Origin of the sequence: Pseudonocardia pini, from assembly GCF_013870575.1 — a bacterium.
GTDB lineage: Bacteria > Actinomycetota > Actinomycetes > Mycobacteriales > Pseudonocardiaceae > Pseudonocardia > Pseudonocardia pini.
The window spans coordinates 1-14,968 of sequence record NZ_JACBXB010000041.1; the positions used below are offsets into that span (position 1 = coordinate 1).

Below are 14,968 nucleotides of genomic sequence, written 5' to 3' on the forward strand. Positions count from 1 at the left end.
GCGGGCATGGCGGCCTCGCCATGGCCGGTCGTCGCCGCGGATGGGGATGCGCGGGTCGTGGCCTGTCGTCATCGGTCGCCTCCGGAACCGTCCCTTTTCCTGCAGTCGTTTCGCGCCCCGTGTCCATTACGCGTTGACAGGAAACCGATAGGTTGCCTATAACGGAGGCGTGTCCGACGAGGTGTTCCGCGCGCTCGCCGACCCGCATCGCAGGCGGCTGCTGGACCGGCTGCGCGAGCGGGACGGCCAGACGCTGCGCGAGCTCTGTGCGGGTCTGGACCTGACGCGGCAGGCCGTGACCAAGCACCTCGCCGTGCTGGAGGGTGCGGGCCTGGTCGCGGCGACGCGCCGCGGCCGGGAGAAGCACCACCACCTGGACAGCGCACCGATCGACCAGGTCGCCGCGCGGTGGATCGGCCGGTTCGCCCGTGAGCGCGTGCGTGCGCTCACCGACCTCAAGACCGCCCTGGAGGGCATCGTGTCCGAGACCGAGTTCGTCTACACCACCTACATCCGCACCACGCCCGAGGCGCTCTGGCGCGCGCTGACCGAGCCCGCCTTCACGCGCCGGTACTGGGGGGTCTCCTTCACCACGGAGTGGCGGAAGGGGGCGCCGATGACGTGGGTCGAGAACGGCCGCGAGACCGTCGACCCCGAGCAGGTCGTGCTGGAGGCGGACCCGCCCCGGCGGCTGGCCTACACCTGGCACACGTTCACGCCGGAGTGGGCGGAGGCGGCGGGCATCGACGCGGAGACCCTCGCGCGGCTCGGGGCGGAGCGACGCTCGAAGGTCACGTTCGACCTGGACGTCGAGGGGGATCTGGTGAAGCTCCGGGTCGTGCACGCCGACCTCGGCGAGACCATCCGCGGCCTGGTCGGCGAGGGCTGGCCGCGCCTGCTCTCGGACCTCAAGTCCATGCTGGAGACCGGGCAGCCGTAGGGATCCGCGGTCTCCTGGAGCCGGGAGAGGGCGTGCCGCAGCCCGGGTCATCGCATCCGGGCCTGCGAGCTGAGCGCCACGGGCGCGGACCGGCGGCAGGGGCGCGGGGGAGCCGCCGAGGCCCCGATGGGCGAGCTGCTGCTGATCCTCACGGGCCGGGTGCCGGTGACTGCGGCGTAATTGCGCCAGGTCCACCGCACCTCCCGGCCTTTTCGCCACTTCGACGGCGGAAACGCCAGGTCAGCAGCTGGCCGTCAGTGCGCAAAGCACCGTCGCCGACGTGGAAATGCAGCGGCAACCTCGTGCTTGTGTCCTTGGTCGCAGGCGACCCACGGCGGGTCCCGGAGGAGGAGACGCGGTGAAGGTCCAGGACATGATGGTCCCTGAGCAGCTGCATGGTGGGACCGCTGGTCGGGCGGTCCCGATCGTCCACCAGCACGTCAACCTCCGCGAGGTGGAGACCGGCTCGCCGATGGTCGTCACCAGGGCGAAGGGCAACCGCCTGTGGGACGACGCCGGGCGCGAGTTCTACGACTCCCGGTCCGGGATGATGAACGTCAATGTGGGCTACGGCCGCCCCGAGCTGGTCGCCGCGGCGACCGAGGCGATGTCCCGGCTGAGCTTCGGCCACAACTTCTTCGGTCGCACCACGGCCGAGGCCGCAGACCTCGCCGACAACCTCGTCGAGATCACGCCGGAGGGCATCACCCGGATCCAGTTCGGGGTCGCGGGCTCGGACGCGGTCGACACGGCCGTGAAGTTCGTCCGGCACGCCAACGCCCTCGCCGGGAGGCCGCGGAAGATGCGGTTGATCGCCCGGCACGGCGGCTTCCACGGCTCGACGATGCTCGGTGCGGCACTCACGGGGCAGGCCGTGATGCGCCAGGACATCGGCCCGCTCGACCCGGTCACGTTCGTCGACCAGCCCGATCCGGACGCCGACGCCGCGACCGTCCGGGGCTACGCCGACCAGCTCGACCGCACCATCGTGGAGCTGGGCCCGGAGACGGTGGCCGCGTTCGTGGCCGAGCCGCTCGCCCTGCCCGCCGGCCTGGCGATCCCGCCCGCGGGGTACTGGGCGGCGGTCCAGGAGGTGCTGCGGCGCCACGACGTCGCGTTGATCGTCGACGAGGTCGTCACCGGGTTCGGGCGCACCGGCCGGATGTTCGGCTGCGACACCTTCGACATCCGCCCGGACGTCCTCGTCATGTCCAAGGGGATCACCAGCGGGTACGTGCCGCTGTCCGCGGTCGGGATCACCCAGGAGCTGTTCGACCGGATGCTCGCCAACCCGTCGCTGATGCCCAATGGGTACACCACGGGCGGGCATCCCGTCGCCTGCGCCGTCGCCTTGGCCAACCTCGAGCTGATGGAACGCGAGGGCATGGTCGAGAACGCGGCCGCGATGGGGACGTACCTCGGTGGGGAGCTGGCCGAGCTGGCCGGGCGGCATCCTTCCGTCAGCATCACCCGGGCCATCGGGATGATGGGCACGGTCCACTGGGATCCGGTGGCGCTGGGTGAGCCTGCGGACTGTCGCGCGATCGGTTCGCGCGCGGTCGCGCACCTGATGGAGGACGGCGTGATCTCCCGCCCGTACGTCAACTCGATCTCCTTCGGACCCCACCTCGGCACCCCCGCGGCGGAGCTCGACGAGCTGGTCGCCGCGATCGAACGGGTGACCACCCGGATGGAGCGCGACGCGGTCTGAGAGATGAGACGGGCGGGTCCGGCACGCGGCCGGGCCCTCCCGTCGCGTCGCCGTCAGCCCTGCCGGTTCACGAACGCGATCCGGTCGGCCCGCATGTGCTGGTAGCCGAGCACCACGGTCCGACCACCCGCGACGGACATGACGATCTCGCGCAGCAGCACCGGTGCCCCCGGGGAGACCTGGAGGACCTCGGCGGTGCTGTCGTCCGCGGCCACCGCTTCGACAGTGGACTCGACGGTCTCCGGTGCGACCCCGTAGATCGCCTCGAAGGTGGCGCTCAGCGCGGTCGGCCTACCGGTGGACCGCACGATGTTGGCGCCGATGTCGCGGTGCTTGTCGTCGCCTGCGAGGTCCGCGACGAACGCGAACCTCCAGATGATCGGCTCGTCGTCCAAGTAGACGATCTGTTCGAGCCGATAGACCTCGTGCACCTCGACGTCCAGCCTGCTTCGCACGGAGCGCGGCACCGGGATCAGCCGCTGGTCCAGGTGCTCGATCCGCAGCCGGTCGAGGTGGTCGGCGGGGAGGTCGTCGTCCGAGGCGATGTGCAGGACCGGCCGCCCGCTGACCCGGGTGCCCACTCGCTGTCTCCGGGTGACCATTCCCTCGGACGCCAGCATCTGCAGGGCGGCCCGGAGCGAGTTCCGCCCGGCTCGGAGCGACGGGACCAGATCGTGCTCGGCCAGCGCGTCGGTCGAGTCGAGCTCACCGCGGCGGATCGCCGCCCGCAGCACCGCGTAGATGCGGCGCGCCGAGGTGTCGGCGAGGGGGTCGACCCGTCGGAAGGGCGCAGGGGGCGTGGGCATCGTTCGGGGCACGTGCACCTCCGGGAACTGGCTGGTCCCCCCGAGCAGAGGGTAGATCCAGAAATCTGCGAGCGGAACGAGGCACCGGTCACGTGGGCCGCCCCGGCGGAGCCCACGTGACCGGCGGGTCTCAGAACTCGAGCAGGTTGTCCCGCAGGTGCTCATAGGTGTAGCCGGTGCGGGTCAGACCCCGCCTGCGGAGTGCGGGGACCAGGCCGTCGGTGATCTCCGCGACCGTCCGGCGGTTCACGGTGCTCGCGACGAGGAAGCCGTCGCCCCCGACGTGCTCGTAGATCTCCTGGAGCTGCCCGGCGACGGTGTCGGGCGAACCGACGAGGGGCGCGATCGTGGTGAGGTCGTAGTCCGCGGCGAGCTCCCGCAGCGTCTTGCCCTCGCCCATCATCCGCATGTCGGCGGTGTTGCTCTGGTGCCCGTTGGTCGTGATGGCCGGGAGCGGCTCGTCGGGGTCGAACGTCGAGAAGTCGACACCGGTGAACACCGACATGGAGATCAACCGCTTCTCGTAGGCCTTGAGTGCGCCCTCCTGCTTGCGGCGGTAGCGCTCGTGGGCCTCCTCGTCGGTCTCGCCCAGGGTGGGGTTGATCAGGAACATGACCTTGACGTCGGACGGTTTGCGCCCGTGCACGACCGCACGCTCCAGCACGTCGTCCCGGTAGGCCTTCATGCGACCCGGACCACCCTGGACGTTGGACATCACGACGTCGGACCAGCGGGCACCGAACTCCCGTCCGACGGCCGAGCCGCCCGCCTGGCAGATCGCGGGCCGACCCTGCGGCGACGGGATGACGTTGAGCGGCCCGCGCGAGGAGTAGTACTCGCCCTTGAAGTCCACGGTCCGGACCTTGGAGCCGTCGGCGAAGATGCCGTTGGCCTCGTCGAGCACGACGGAGTCCGGGTCCCAGGCACCCCACAGCCGGGTCAGGCAGTCGACCCATTCGTGGGCCATCGCGTAGCGGTGGTCGTGCTCGATGTGGGTGTCGAGCCCGTAGTTCTGGGCCGCCCGGTTGTTACTGGAGGTGACCAGGTTGATGCCCGCGCGGCCGCCGATCATGTTGTCGATGGTCGCGAACGACCGGGCGGCCATGAAGGGGTGGTAGAAGGGCGTCGCGATGGTGCCGACGACACCGATCCGCGAGGTCGAGATCCCGACCGCCGAGAGCATCGGCACCGGATCGTGCTTGGGGGAGTAGATCGCCGAGGCCAGGTAGGCGTCCATCGAGCCCCCGTACTGGTCCGGCACCATCGACGAGTCCTCGAACATCATGAAGTCGAAGCCGGCCCGCTCCATCGCCCGTGCGTGGTCGATGTAGAGCTGCGCCTCCTTCCACTCGGTGCCGCCTTCGCCGGACCACGTCTGGCCCCAGGACTGCACCCCGAATCCGTTGCCGATGAACCAACCGAGGTGGAACATGCGAGAGCCTTTCGCTCGCGGGACCCGCGGGGTCCCGAGTGGGTGGGTCAGGCGCGCCGGGCGCGCAGAGCCGTGCCGAGCGCGGAGGCTGCGGCAACGGTGACGATCAGGGCGAGGGCGGGGAAGGCCGCCGCCCACCAGCGGCCGGTCGCGGCGTCGGACGCACCGAGGGAGATCATCGATCCCCACTCGGGGGTGGGCCGGGGCAGACCGACGCCGATGAAGCCTAGGGCGGCGGTGAGGACGACGGCCATCCCGAAGATCACGGGCATGTTCTCCGATACCGCGCCCCAGGAGTTCGGCAGCACGTGCCGGACGGTCAGACGCAGCTCGCTGAACCCGGCCATCCGGGCCGCCTCCAGGTAGGCCTCGCCACGCACCCGAAGGACCTCGGTCCGGACCAGGCGCACCTGGATCGGGGCGAGCACCACCGCGATCACGACGACCAGCACGGTGACGGTGCCGCCGAAGAACGCGACGGCCACGAGCCCCACGATGACCGCAGGGACGGCCGTGAACAGGTCCACGAACCGGTTCACCGCCCGAGCGAGCGTGCCGAGTGGTCCCCGGCGGGACTCGTTCATGCCGATGGCCGCCCCGAGGACCAGCCCGACCAGAGTGGCCGCCAGCACCACGGCCAGCGCGATCAGCAGGTTGGTCCGGGTGGCCACGAGGACGCGGGACAGCACGTCGAGTCCCGCCGAGTCGGTGCCGAGCGCGTAGCGGCCGAAGGGCTCGCGCCCGGGCGGGCCGATCACGCGGGTCGGGTCGTACGGGGCGAGCGCCGGCCCCACGATCGCGACCAGGACCACCACCGCGGCGGGCACGGCGAGCAGCCACCGGGTCGTCTCGGAGCGGATCGCCCTCCGAGGCCGGGGGGACGCGACGACGACTGCGGTCGGGACACTCATGCCGACACCTCCGTGCGGCCCGAGCGGCGCCGCGGATCGAGGATCATGACGACCAGGTCGACGACCAGGAACACGACGAGCGTGAGCGCGGCGATCACGAGCAGGAAGCCCTGCAGCGCAGGCAGGTCGGCCGAGTTCACGGCGTCGACGGCGTACTGACCGATCCCGCCGAGCCCGAAGAGCGACTCGAGGACGACGGCGCCGCCGAGCATGTAGCCGTAGATGACACCCGCCATCGTGACCATCGGCGGCAGTGCCCGGCGCAGGATGCTCCAGACCACGGCGCGTCGGCCTGCACCCGAGGCGATCATGAACCGTGTCGGCTGGGAGTCGAGCGCGTCGGTCAGGGCCGCCGCCAGCAGCCGGACGAAGATCGCCGACTGGGCCACGACCAGCACCAGGACCGGCAGGGTGAGGTGCGCGAGCATGGAGACGAACGCGTCGGGCCTCCCCCCTGCCAGGGCATCCACCAGCGGAAAACCGGTCACCGCGGGAGGGGCGGTCATCCCGGGGTCGAGCCTGCCGAGCGGGGCGGGCGCCCACTGCAGACTCGCGTAGAACACGAAGATGAACAGCACACCGAGGCAGAAGTCCGGCACGCCCCCTGCGGTGCGGGAGTAGGCCGACACGACCCGGCTCACGACGTTGCGCGGGCGCAGCAGCACCAGCAGGCCCAGTGCGGTCGAGACCAGCAGGGTCAGGACCAGGCTGATCGTGACCAGCTCGAGCGTGGCCGGGAGCCGCGACGCGAACTCCTCCAGCACGGTGCGCCCGCTGAGCAGGGAACTGCCGAGGTCGAGCCTCGCGAGGTTGGCGGCGTAGCGGCCGAGCTGGTCCCAGATCGTGCCGCCCAGGCCGAGCGCGGTGCGGACCTCCTCGTAGCGGGACGGGTCGATCTGCCCTCCGGTCACGGTCAGCACCGGGTCGCCCGGGATGGCCCGGACCAAGAAGAACACGACCAGGGCGAAGACCGCGAGATGGACGGGTAGCGCAGCGACGCGCAGCAGCCACCAGCGCCGGCGCGCGAACCACCGCTTCACGAGGCCACCGCCATCGGGGTGCCGCGGTAGGCCGCGATCAGTTGCCGCGTGTACGGGTGCGCGGGTGCCGTGACCACGCTCTCGACCGGGCCACTCTCGACCACCGCGCCGGCCCGCATGACCATCAGCGACGTGCTGACGAACGCCGTCGCAGGGAGTCCGTGGGACACGAACAGCATCGCGGCGCCGAACTCCAGGCTGTAGTTCTTCAGGAGGTTGAGGATGGTGCCCTGCACCGAGACGTCCAGGGCGGAGACGACCTCGTCGCAGACCAGCAGCCGGGGGCGCACCACCAGGGCACGGGCCAGGGCGAACCGCTGACGCTGCCCTCCCGACAGGTCCGACGGCCGCCGGTCGGCGAGGGCCGCAGGGAGCGAGAGGAAGGCGAGGGTCTCGTCGACGCGGCGGTTCGCCTCGACGGTGGTGAGCCCGCAGAGGCGCACCGCCGGGGTGGCGACGGCGTCGCGGAGGGTCCGCCGGGGATCGAAGGACGAGGTCGTGTCCTGGGCGACCATCTGCACGGCCCGCCAGTGCTCGGTCCGTCCCGCTCGCGTGGCGAGGAGCCGGTGCACGTCTCGTCCGTCGACGTGCACCGTGCCGCGGGTGGGGGTGGCCAGCCCGGCGATCATGCGGGCGAGCGTCGACTTGCCGGACCCCGACTCTCCGATCAGCCCGATCCGCGTGCCGCCGTCGATCGCGAACGTCTGGTCCCGCACTGCGGTGAAGCGTCCGTCGGGGCCGACGAAGTCCTTGCCCAGCCCGTCCACCTCCACCCTGATCGGGGCGCTCATGCGGGGACCTCTTCCAGGCTGATCTCGCGGAGCGAGGGCGGGGGGACGGCAGGGGCGGCGGCGCCCGGAGCGGCGAGCACGTCGGCGGTGTGCCAGCACCGCACACCCGCCTCGAGAGGGGGGAGCTCGGCGCACCGGTCGGTGGCGTACCGGCAGCGGGCACGGAAGTCGCAGCCCCCGCTCTCGCCGGTCGGCGCGGGGATCGCGGAGAGCCATTCCGCGCCCGCGCCTGCCAGTGTCGGGACGCTGGCGAGGAGTCCCCGTGTGTAGGGGTGTGCGGCCGCCGTGTGGAGGCGTTCCGAGGCGACCTCCTCGACGATCCGTCCGGCGTACATGACCAGCACCCGGTCGGTGAACTCGGCGCAGAGGTCGATGTCGTGGCTGATCATCAACATCGCGGCACCGGACTCCCGGACCAGGTCGGTGAGCAGCCCCATGGCCTGTCGCGCGAGAGAGGCGTCGAGCGCGCTGGTGGGCTCGTCGGCGATCACCAGCCTCGGCCTGGAGCACAGCGCGATCGCGATCATCACCCGCTGCCGCATGCCACCGGAGAGCTCGTACGGCCGGGACCCGAGGACGCGCACGGTGTCGTCCAGGCCGACCCGTCGAAGCCACTCCGCAGCCCGCACCTTCGCCTCGGCGCGACTCGCACCCGTCGCGTCGCGCAGCACGGTCCGCAGTTGGGTGCCGATGGTCGACACCGGGTCGAGGCAGGTCATCGCGTCCTGGAAGACCATGGAGACGTCCGGACGGCGGCGCGGGAGCACCCCGGGCGCCATGAGGGGTTGCGGGCGGCCGTCGATGGCGAAGCGGTCCGCGGTGACCTCCGCGTCGCGTGGCAACAACCCGCCGACGGCGAGTCCGGTGGTCGACTTCCCCGAGCCGGACTCGCCGACCAGCGCTACCCGGTCGCCGGCCGCGAGCACGGTGCTGATGTCGGAGATCGCCTCCGCGGACGCGCCGGGATACCGCACGCGCAGCCCTTCGACTGCGAGTACGGAGCCGTCCACCTGATCAGGAGACGGAGCCGCCGTCTCGGGGACCGCGCGCGGCCCGAGCACGTTCTGTCTCATCGGCCCGTCGGCCTCCTTCCGGTCCCCTTGCGGGACCCGGAGGAAGGAAAGTCGACGTGCGTTGCGTCGAGCGCTCGGTCCCGTTCCTCGCCGGTTGCGCCGAGACCCACACGGGCCCGACCGCCGTGGTGCAGCTCGCTGCAGGCGGCCGACCAGCCAGAACACGACGTCCTCCCGGGCGGTGGGAGGTCCTCGGCCGAGAGGGCGAACGGAAAACGCCACCTCGGGGGAGGGCGTTGGGAGGCATGCGCGGACGCGGCGAGTGAACGGTCACGGAGCGTGGGCGGATTCCCACGCTCCGGAATCATTCCTCGGTCATCTCCCGCGATGAGCCCACACGCCATGCCCCCCACATGACGCTGTGCCGGTCGACGGTGACGGTGCGTGCCGATGTGGGGTGGGAGGGCGCTGCGCAATACAGCGTTTACCGTGCCTCCGGACGGCCGACCACGCCACCCGACCTGGGCGCTGGGACGACGGCGCCGGTCGGGGGGTCGGCATAATTCTCGGGAAACCGTCGTGTAACGGCGTTCTCACGGAGCCTGCCGAGCATTTGCGCTCGTCCCGCCTGGGACCCCCGCGCCGCCGAGTTCGGCTCGACGATCGGTCGGGTCCGGCATCCGCAGCCCCCTCACCGAGGACGACTGATGAACCTGCTCTCCCCCGATCGGCAGCGTGTCGGCCGCGGTCGTCGCCGCGCCGCGGCCCGCCTGGCCGCTCTCGCCGCGGCCGCCTCACTCGCCCTTGCGGCCTGCGCCGGGTCCGGCGGGTCCACCGCCGCCACCCCGCCCAGCACCGACTCGATCGTCGTCGCCGCCGCGGCGCTGCCGACGTCGTTCGCCTTCGACGCCGCCAACCCCGCCGGCCACGAGAACCTGGAGTTCTTCCAGAACAGCCAGGCCACCCTGATCCGCAACCCCTACGTCCCCGACGCCCGGTCCGGCCAGCTCAAGCAGGACCTGCAGAACTTCGAAGGGATGCTGGCGGAGAGCTGGACCACGAGCCCGGACGACCTCACGTACACCTTCACGCTCAAGCCGAACGTGAAGAGCGACGCCGGGAACGCCCTGACCGCCGACGACGTCCTCTGGTCCTTCCAGCGCAAGTGGAAGGCCGCCACGGGGATCACGGCGTTCGTCTGGGACCCAGTGATCACCGACGTGGACTCCCAGATCACGAAGGTGGACGACCGGACGGTCGCCTTCACCGTGACCAAGCCGGGGTACGGCTTCACCCTGATGTCGATGCTGGCCAACGACACCGCGGCGATCTACGACAGCACGCTGCTGAAGCAGCACGTCACCGCCCAGGACCCCTGGGCCGTCGACTGGTCGCAGGAGAACAAGAACTTCGGTTTCGGCCCCTACCGGGTGGAGAGCTACACCCCTGGACAGTCGCTGGTGATGGCGGCGAGCCCGAACTTCGTGCTGGGGGAGCCCGCGGTCAAGAAGGTGACCTACCAGGTCGCGGCCGACCCCGGGAATCGCGCCAACGCCGTGAAGAACGGTGACGCGCAGATCGCCGACCAGCTCCGCCCAGCGGACCAGGCGGACCTCGCCGACAGCGGCGACGTCGCGGTGCACAGCTTCGACCTGACCAACATGATGACGATCCTGACCATGGTCGGGAACAAGGCGCCGTTCGACGACGAGAAGGTCCGCCAGGCCTTCGCGTACGCCGTGCCCTACCAGCAGATCATCGACAACGTCTACTTCGGCCGGGCGGACCTGACGAAGGGCATCCTCCGGCCCGACGCGGGCGGCTACACCGACGCCGGGCTCCCGGACTACGCCTTCGACCCGGGCAAGGCGAAGCAGCTGCTGGCCGAGGCGGGCTTCCCGAACGGCGTGAGCTTCACCCTCACCACGTCGAACGCCGTGCCGGACGTGCAGGACACGGCCGTGCAGATCCAGTCCTACGCCAAGGACGCGGGCTTCGAGATCACCTTGCAGCAGCAACCGCCCGCGCAGCTCGGCCAGTCCATCAGTGAGAAGAGCCTGCAGGCGTACGTCTGGCGGGACTTCGCCACGGCCCAGTCGCCCGCGTACGAGCTCGGGCTGTTCTTCACACCCGGTTCGGCGCTGAACTACTCGGACTGGAACAACGACACCTTCATAGGTGCGCTCAACCAGGGCATGGAGTACGCCGACCCGTTCAGCACGGAGGCGGGGCAGGCCTGGAACCAGGCGGAGGCGACCGTCCTGAACTCGGCGCCGTTCCTCTGGCTGGCACGGGTGCAGCCGCTGACGGCGATGAACCCGGCGGTCTCGAACTACGCCAACCGCTCCGACAATGTGCTCGACCTGGCAGTGCTGACCGTGGGCGCCCCGCCTGCGTGAGGCGGCCCGCCGGTCTCGACCTCGGTCAGCGGTGATCGAGGTCGAGATCGGCCACCATCGCCACCCGGTCGCCCCGGTAGTACTGGTAGCCGAGGACGAGCGGGCGGTCGTCGACGTCGCGCAGCACGATCTCGCGCAGCAGGACCGGGGCGCCCACCGGGATCTGCAGCAGGGCCGCGCTCGCCTCGTCGCACGCGATGGCCTCCACCGTGCTCGCGATGCCGCCCATCTCCCGGCCGAACAGGGCGCGGAACCGGTCGGTGAGCACCGTGGCCCGGACGTTCAGGTCGAGCATCCGAACAGTGAGGTCCTCGCCCGCTCCCGGGTCGGCCAGCAGGTAGCCGACGCGGTGCAGGATCGGCTCGCCGTCGAGCCGGACCAGCTGCTCGGTGCGCAGCACGGTCCCGGTGTGCCCCAAGACCTCCTGGACCGGCGGCGGGGCCTCGACGACGCGGTGGGCTCCCTGCTCCACGTCGACGAGCTCCGGGGCGAGCAACGGCAGGTCGTCCGCCAGGTCGATCAGCGTGATGCCGCGGACGACCCGCGTGCCGGTGCGCTGACGGCGGCTGACCAACCCGTCGGCGGCCAACATCCGCAGGGCGGAGCGAACGGTGTTGCGACTGGCGCGCAAGGAGGTGGACAGGAACGTGTCGTACAGCGGGCGGTCCGGGTCGACCGAACCGCGCCGGATGCCGGCGCGCAGGAACTCGTAGGCCCGCCGGGGGTTCGTCTCCGCCTCCGGGTCGCGTGGCCGCTGTGGGAAGCCGGAAGGCGGTCGCACGTCCTCGGCCATCACCCACCCACCTCCCTCCCCGCCGAGGGTAGGGACGCGCTCCCCGCCCGCGTCGTGACTGTGACGCATCCCCATCCGCACCAGAGAAGGAGCTCGATGACCGTCGACGACACCCGGGTCACCCGACCCACGCTGGCCCGCTGCACCCGCGACACCCCCGTCGCCGAGATGTACGAGCACTACCGACGCGACGGCGGCGTCATCGTGGAAGGCATCCTCTCGCCGGAGGACCTCGCCGCGATCAACGCCGAGATCGACCCGCACATGGCCCTCCGGGCACCCGGGCCGCGCCGGAGTGCCGACGCGAGCGTGGAGTTCCACGGCGCGCAGACCCGGCGGCTGCGCGACCTGTTCAACCTCAGCCCGACCTTCCGGGACAGGCTGATCGCCGACCCGGTCCTGCTGGATCTGGTCGACGCGATCATGCTCCCCTGGGCGGGCAGCTACTGGCTGACCTCCACGGACCTGATCCAGATCGGGCCCGGCAACAAGGCCCAAGTCCTGCACCGCGACCAGGAGGCCTGGGAGTACTTCTCCGACGCAGGTGCGGATCAGCTGGAGGTGGTCTGCAATGCCTTCTACGCCTTGACGGACTTCACCGACGCCAACGGCGCCACTCGGGTGATCCCCGGCAGCCACCGGTGGGAGGACTACTCCGAGACCGGCACGCCCGAGATGACGATCCCCGCCGAGATGCCCGCGGGCTCGATGCTCATGTTCTCCGGCAAGATCGTGCACGGCGGCGGGGCGAACCGCACCGCGGACGAGGAGCGCCGTGGCCTGGCCATCCCGTTCAACCTGGGCTGGCTGATGCCGATGGACGCGCACCCGTTCATGATCGACCGCGCGCTGGCGAAGACGCTGCATCCCCGGGTTCAGCGGCTCGTCGGGTTCCGGTCGCACCCGGTGGGTCTCTACGGCACCAACATGTGGCACGTCGACTACCAGGAGCTCGGTGAGTACCTGGGCATGGACGGGGAGGCCGTGGGCGGGACGCGCGGCGCTCCCGGCTTCGCCGAGTAATACCGGCCCGGCGCCCGTGAAGGGCGCCGGGCCTTGGGCATCAGAAGCTCAGCAGGTTCTCGCGGAAGGTGCTGTGGGGGTAGCCGGTCCGCAGCAGGCCGCGGCGCTGCAGGGCCGGACACAGCCCGTCCGTCATCTGTGCGACGTACTCCCGGCTGATCGGCTGGCCGTAGATCAGGAAGCCGTCTCCGCCGACCTCCTGCATGGCCTCGTCCATCTGGGCCGCCACCGCGTCCGGGGTGCCGACGAGCTCGATCGACTGGACCCGCATCGCCCCGAACGCCTCGCGCAGGCTGCGCCCGCCCAGGATCTTCTTCCAGTCCTCGAGCTGGCTCTGGTGGCCGTTGGTGGACAGGTCGTCGGGCAGCGGCTCGGCCGGGTCGAACCCCGACATGTCGATCTCCATGACCGCCGCGAAGTGCAGCATCTGCACCTCGTAGTTGTGCTGGACCCGGGCGTACCACTCCCGGTTGCGCTGCTCGGCCTCCTCCTGCGTCGCCCCGATGATCGGGTAGACCACGAAGAAGCACTTGAGATCGTCCGGGTTGCGGCCGAACCCCCCGGCCCGCCTGCGCAGGTCGTCGCGGTAGGCCTTCATGCCCTCGACGCCGTCGGGGATGTTGAGCAGCATGTCGGCGTTGCGCGCGGCGAAGTCCCGGCCCCGGCTCGATCCGCCGGCCTGGCTGATCACCGGTCGGACCTGCGGGCTGCGCGGTGTGTTGAGTGGACCGCGGGTCCGGTAGTGCTTGCCCACGAAGTCGACGGGATGGACCTTGGTGTGGTCGGCGTAGTACCCGGAGACGGGGTCGGCGAGGATCGCGTCGGGTTCCCAGGAGTGCCAGAGCCGGTCGGCCGCCTCGACGAACTCCTCGGCCATCTCGTAGCGCAGGTCGTGCTCGGGCAGCACGTCCAGTCCGTAGTTCTGCGCCGCCCGGTCCTCGCTCGACGTGACGACGTTCCAGCCGATCCGGCCACGGGTGACGTGGTCGAGCGTCGAGAACTGCCGCGCGAGGCCGTAGGGGTGGTTGAAGGTCGTCGAGGCCGTGCAGACGATGCCGATGTGCTCGGTGGCGTACGCCAGCATCGACGCGACGACGACGGGATCCAGCTTGGGCGCGTAGCGCGCGTGCTTGAGCTCCAGCTCGGCGGTGCCGCCGAAGGTGTCGGGGACCATCAGGGAGTCCTCGAGCATCATGAAGTCGAACCCGGCCCGCTCCATGTTGCGGACCATGTCGACCACGAACCGCCCGTCGGTCCACGTCCAGGGATCACGACCGGCGAACGGGGTCTTCCACTCGGGCGGGGTGATGTTGCCGAACCAGCCGAGGCGGAACGGATCTGCAGGCATGGGAGGCCCTCTCGTCGAACGGATGACCCCAGCAGACCCGCGCGAGATTGCCGGAGCGGACACGGTGTCGTCACCGGTCCGTTGCGCCGATCCCCGAGTAGCGTTTGTGCAGGTGGAATGGGGTTCGGGCCCGGCAAAACGCGCAGTCGTCCGGGAGCCCGCGGCGGTGGTCGCCTCGCCGAAACTGATGACGGCTCGTAATGGACTCATCACGGCCCTCGATAGGCCGTTCAGCGGAGCACCTACCGCCCTGATCGCCTCGAGAGGACCCCGATGACCACGACCCAGACCTGGACCACCGCCCCGCTGCCGGCGCCCCGACCGGGCAACCGCTCGGCCACGGCGGGGTTCGTGCTCGGGCTGCTGGGTCTCGTCGTCGGGTGGCTCCCGGTGGCCGGGCTGCTCGTCACGGTCCCGGCGCTCCTGCTCTCCCGTGCGGGCCGGAAGCACTTCCGCGCCGGGCAGGTCGCGATCGCGGGGCGCAGCGGCGCTGGGCTGGTGCTCGGGATCATCGGCACCGCGATCTGCGTGGTGATGAGCGTGGTCGTGATCTCGGGAGGGGCCTCCGCGGCGCCGCGGACCGCCGCCCCGGCGCCTGCCGCCCGGTCCTGCTGTCCGTGCCGAACGTCGTCGGGATGAGCGACGCACAGGCCCGCGAGGTGCTGCGGACCGCCGGGTTCAGCACCGTCCTCCTCGGCCCGTCGACCGGCTCGGTCGCCGGTGTCGCGGCCGGCACCGTGGACCTGAGCCCGGACCAGTAC

General features: G+C 71.0%; 13 protein-coding genes. 5 read left to right on the forward strand and 8 right to left on the reverse strand.

Going from position 1 to position 14,968, the window contains the following annotated elements:
- Positions 1–169 precede the first annotated feature (169 nt).
- Entirely contained in the window at positions 170–940 is a 771-nt protein-coding gene (locus H5J29_RS04780) for an ArsR/SmtB family transcription factor (RefSeq protein ID WP_181779681.1), read from the forward strand.
- Between the two features lie 358 nt (positions 941–1,298).
- Entirely contained in the window at positions 1,299–2,651 is a 1,353-nt protein-coding gene (locus H5J29_RS04785; protein WP_181779682.1) for an aminotransferase family protein, read from the forward strand.
- 53 nt (positions 2,652–2,704) lie between these two features.
- On the opposite strand, the gene H5J29_RS04790 is transcribed toward H5J29_RS04785, so the two are convergent.
- The 6 genes from H5J29_RS04790 to H5J29_RS04815 form a co-directional block, all read right to left on the reverse strand.
- Positions 2,705–3,469 (reverse strand): GntR family transcriptional regulator, encoded by a 765-nt coding sequence (locus tag H5J29_RS04790; RefSeq protein ID WP_181779683.1) that lies wholly within the window; start codon positions 3,467–3,469, stop codon positions 2,705–2,707.
- 118 nt (positions 3,470–3,587) lie between these two features.
- The gene (locus H5J29_RS04795; protein WP_181779684.1) at positions 3,588–4,889 is read right to left on the reverse strand and encodes an NtaA/DmoA family FMN-dependent monooxygenase; all 1,302 of its coding nucleotides are present in this window, start codon (positions 4,887–4,889) and stop codon (positions 3,588–3,590) included.
- Between the two features lie 47 nt (positions 4,890–4,936).
- Positions 4,937–5,800, reverse strand: a complete 864-nt coding sequence (locus H5J29_RS04800) for an ABC transporter permease (RefSeq protein ID WP_181779685.1) — start codon at positions 5,798–5,800, stop codon at positions 4,937–4,939.
- Positions 5,797–6,840 (reverse strand): ABC transporter permease, encoded by a 1,044-nt coding sequence (locus H5J29_RS04805; RefSeq protein ID WP_181779686.1) that lies wholly within the window; start codon positions 6,838–6,840, stop codon positions 5,797–5,799. Before H5J29_RS04805 ends, H5J29_RS04800 begins: the two co-directional genes overlap by 4 nt.
- Entirely contained in the window at positions 6,837–7,631 is a 795-nt protein-coding gene (locus H5J29_RS04810; protein WP_181779687.1) for an ABC transporter ATP-binding protein, read from the reverse strand. Before H5J29_RS04810 ends, H5J29_RS04805 begins: the two co-directional genes overlap by 4 nt.
- A complete protein-coding gene (locus H5J29_RS04815; protein ID WP_312858062.1) occupies positions 7,628–8,605 on the reverse strand; it encodes an ABC transporter ATP-binding protein in 978 nt (325 codons plus the stop codon). Before H5J29_RS04815 ends, H5J29_RS04810 begins: the two co-directional genes overlap by 4 nt.
- 746 nt (positions 8,606–9,351) lie before the next feature.
- On the opposite strand from H5J29_RS04815, the gene H5J29_RS04820 reads away from it, so the two are divergent.
- Positions 9,352–11,043: an ABC transporter substrate-binding protein gene (locus H5J29_RS04820; RefSeq protein ID WP_181779689.1), complete on the forward strand. Its 1,692-nt coding sequence runs from the start codon at positions 9,352–9,354 to the stop codon at positions 11,041–11,043.
- 25 nt (positions 11,044–11,068) lie between these two features.
- Here the strand turns inward: H5J29_RS04820 and H5J29_RS04825 are convergent, their stop codons facing one another.
- A complete protein-coding gene (locus H5J29_RS04825) occupies positions 11,069–11,836 on the reverse strand; it encodes a GntR family transcriptional regulator (RefSeq protein ID WP_181779690.1) in 768 nt (255 codons plus the stop codon).
- A gap of 96 nt (positions 11,837–11,932) precedes the next feature.
- On the opposite strand from H5J29_RS04825, the gene H5J29_RS04830 reads away from it, so the two are divergent.
- Positions 11,933–12,859 carry a phytanoyl-CoA dioxygenase family protein gene (locus H5J29_RS04830; RefSeq protein ID WP_181779691.1) on the forward strand — a complete coding sequence of 309 codons (927 nt, stop codon included), beginning with the start codon at positions 11,933–11,935 and terminating at the stop codon, positions 12,857–12,859.
- Positions 12,860–12,899: 40 nt separating this feature from the next.
- Here the strand turns inward: H5J29_RS04830 and H5J29_RS04835 are convergent, their stop codons facing one another.
- Positions 12,900–14,207, reverse strand: coding sequence for an NtaA/DmoA family FMN-dependent monooxygenase (locus H5J29_RS04835; protein WP_181779692.1), 1,308 nt, complete (start codon positions 14,205–14,207; stop codon positions 12,900–12,902).
- A 273-nt stretch (positions 14,208–14,480) separates the two neighbouring features.
- Here H5J29_RS04835 and H5J29_RS04840 point away from each other — a divergent pair, with 273 nt between their 5' ends.
- Positions 14,481–14,846 (forward strand): hypothetical protein, encoded by a 366-nt coding sequence (locus tag H5J29_RS04840; protein WP_181779693.1) that lies wholly within the window; start codon positions 14,481–14,483, stop codon positions 14,844–14,846.
- Positions 14,847–14,968 lie beyond the last annotated feature (122 nt).

What these genes read in the sequence shown, in the direction of transcription:
- H5J29_RS04795 (WP_181779684.1), bottom strand. Translation starts at nt 4,889, where the DNA reads ATGTTCCACCTCGGTTGGTTCATCGGCAACGGATTCGGGGTGCAGTCC.
- H5J29_RS04800 (WP_181779685.1), bottom strand. Translation starts at nt 5,800, where the DNA reads ATGAGTGTCCCGACCGCAGTCGTCGTCGCGTCCCCCCGGCCTCGGAGG.
- H5J29_RS04810 (WP_181779687.1), bottom strand. Translation starts at nt 7,631, where the DNA reads ATGAGCGCCCCGATCAGGGTGGAGGTGGACGGGCTGGGCAAGGACTTC.
- H5J29_RS04820 (WP_181779689.1), top strand. Translation starts at nt 9,352, where the DNA reads ATGAACCTGCTCTCCCCCGATCGGCAGCGTGTCGGCCGCGGTCGTCGC.
- H5J29_RS04825 (WP_181779690.1), bottom strand. Translation starts at nt 11,836, where the DNA reads ATGGCCGAGGACGTGCGACCGCCTTCCGGCTTCCCACAGCGGCCACGC.
- H5J29_RS04830 (WP_181779691.1), top strand. Translation starts at nt 11,933, where the DNA reads ATGACCGTCGACGACACCCGGGTCACCCGACCCACGCTGGCCCGCTGC.
- H5J29_RS04835 (WP_181779692.1), bottom strand. Translation starts at nt 14,207, where the DNA reads ATGCCTGCAGATCCGTTCCGCCTCGGCTGGTTCGGCAACATCACCCCG.
- H5J29_RS04840 (WP_181779693.1), top strand. Translation starts at nt 14,481, where the DNA reads ATGACCACGACCCAGACCTGGACCACCGCCCCGCTGCCGGCGCCCCGA.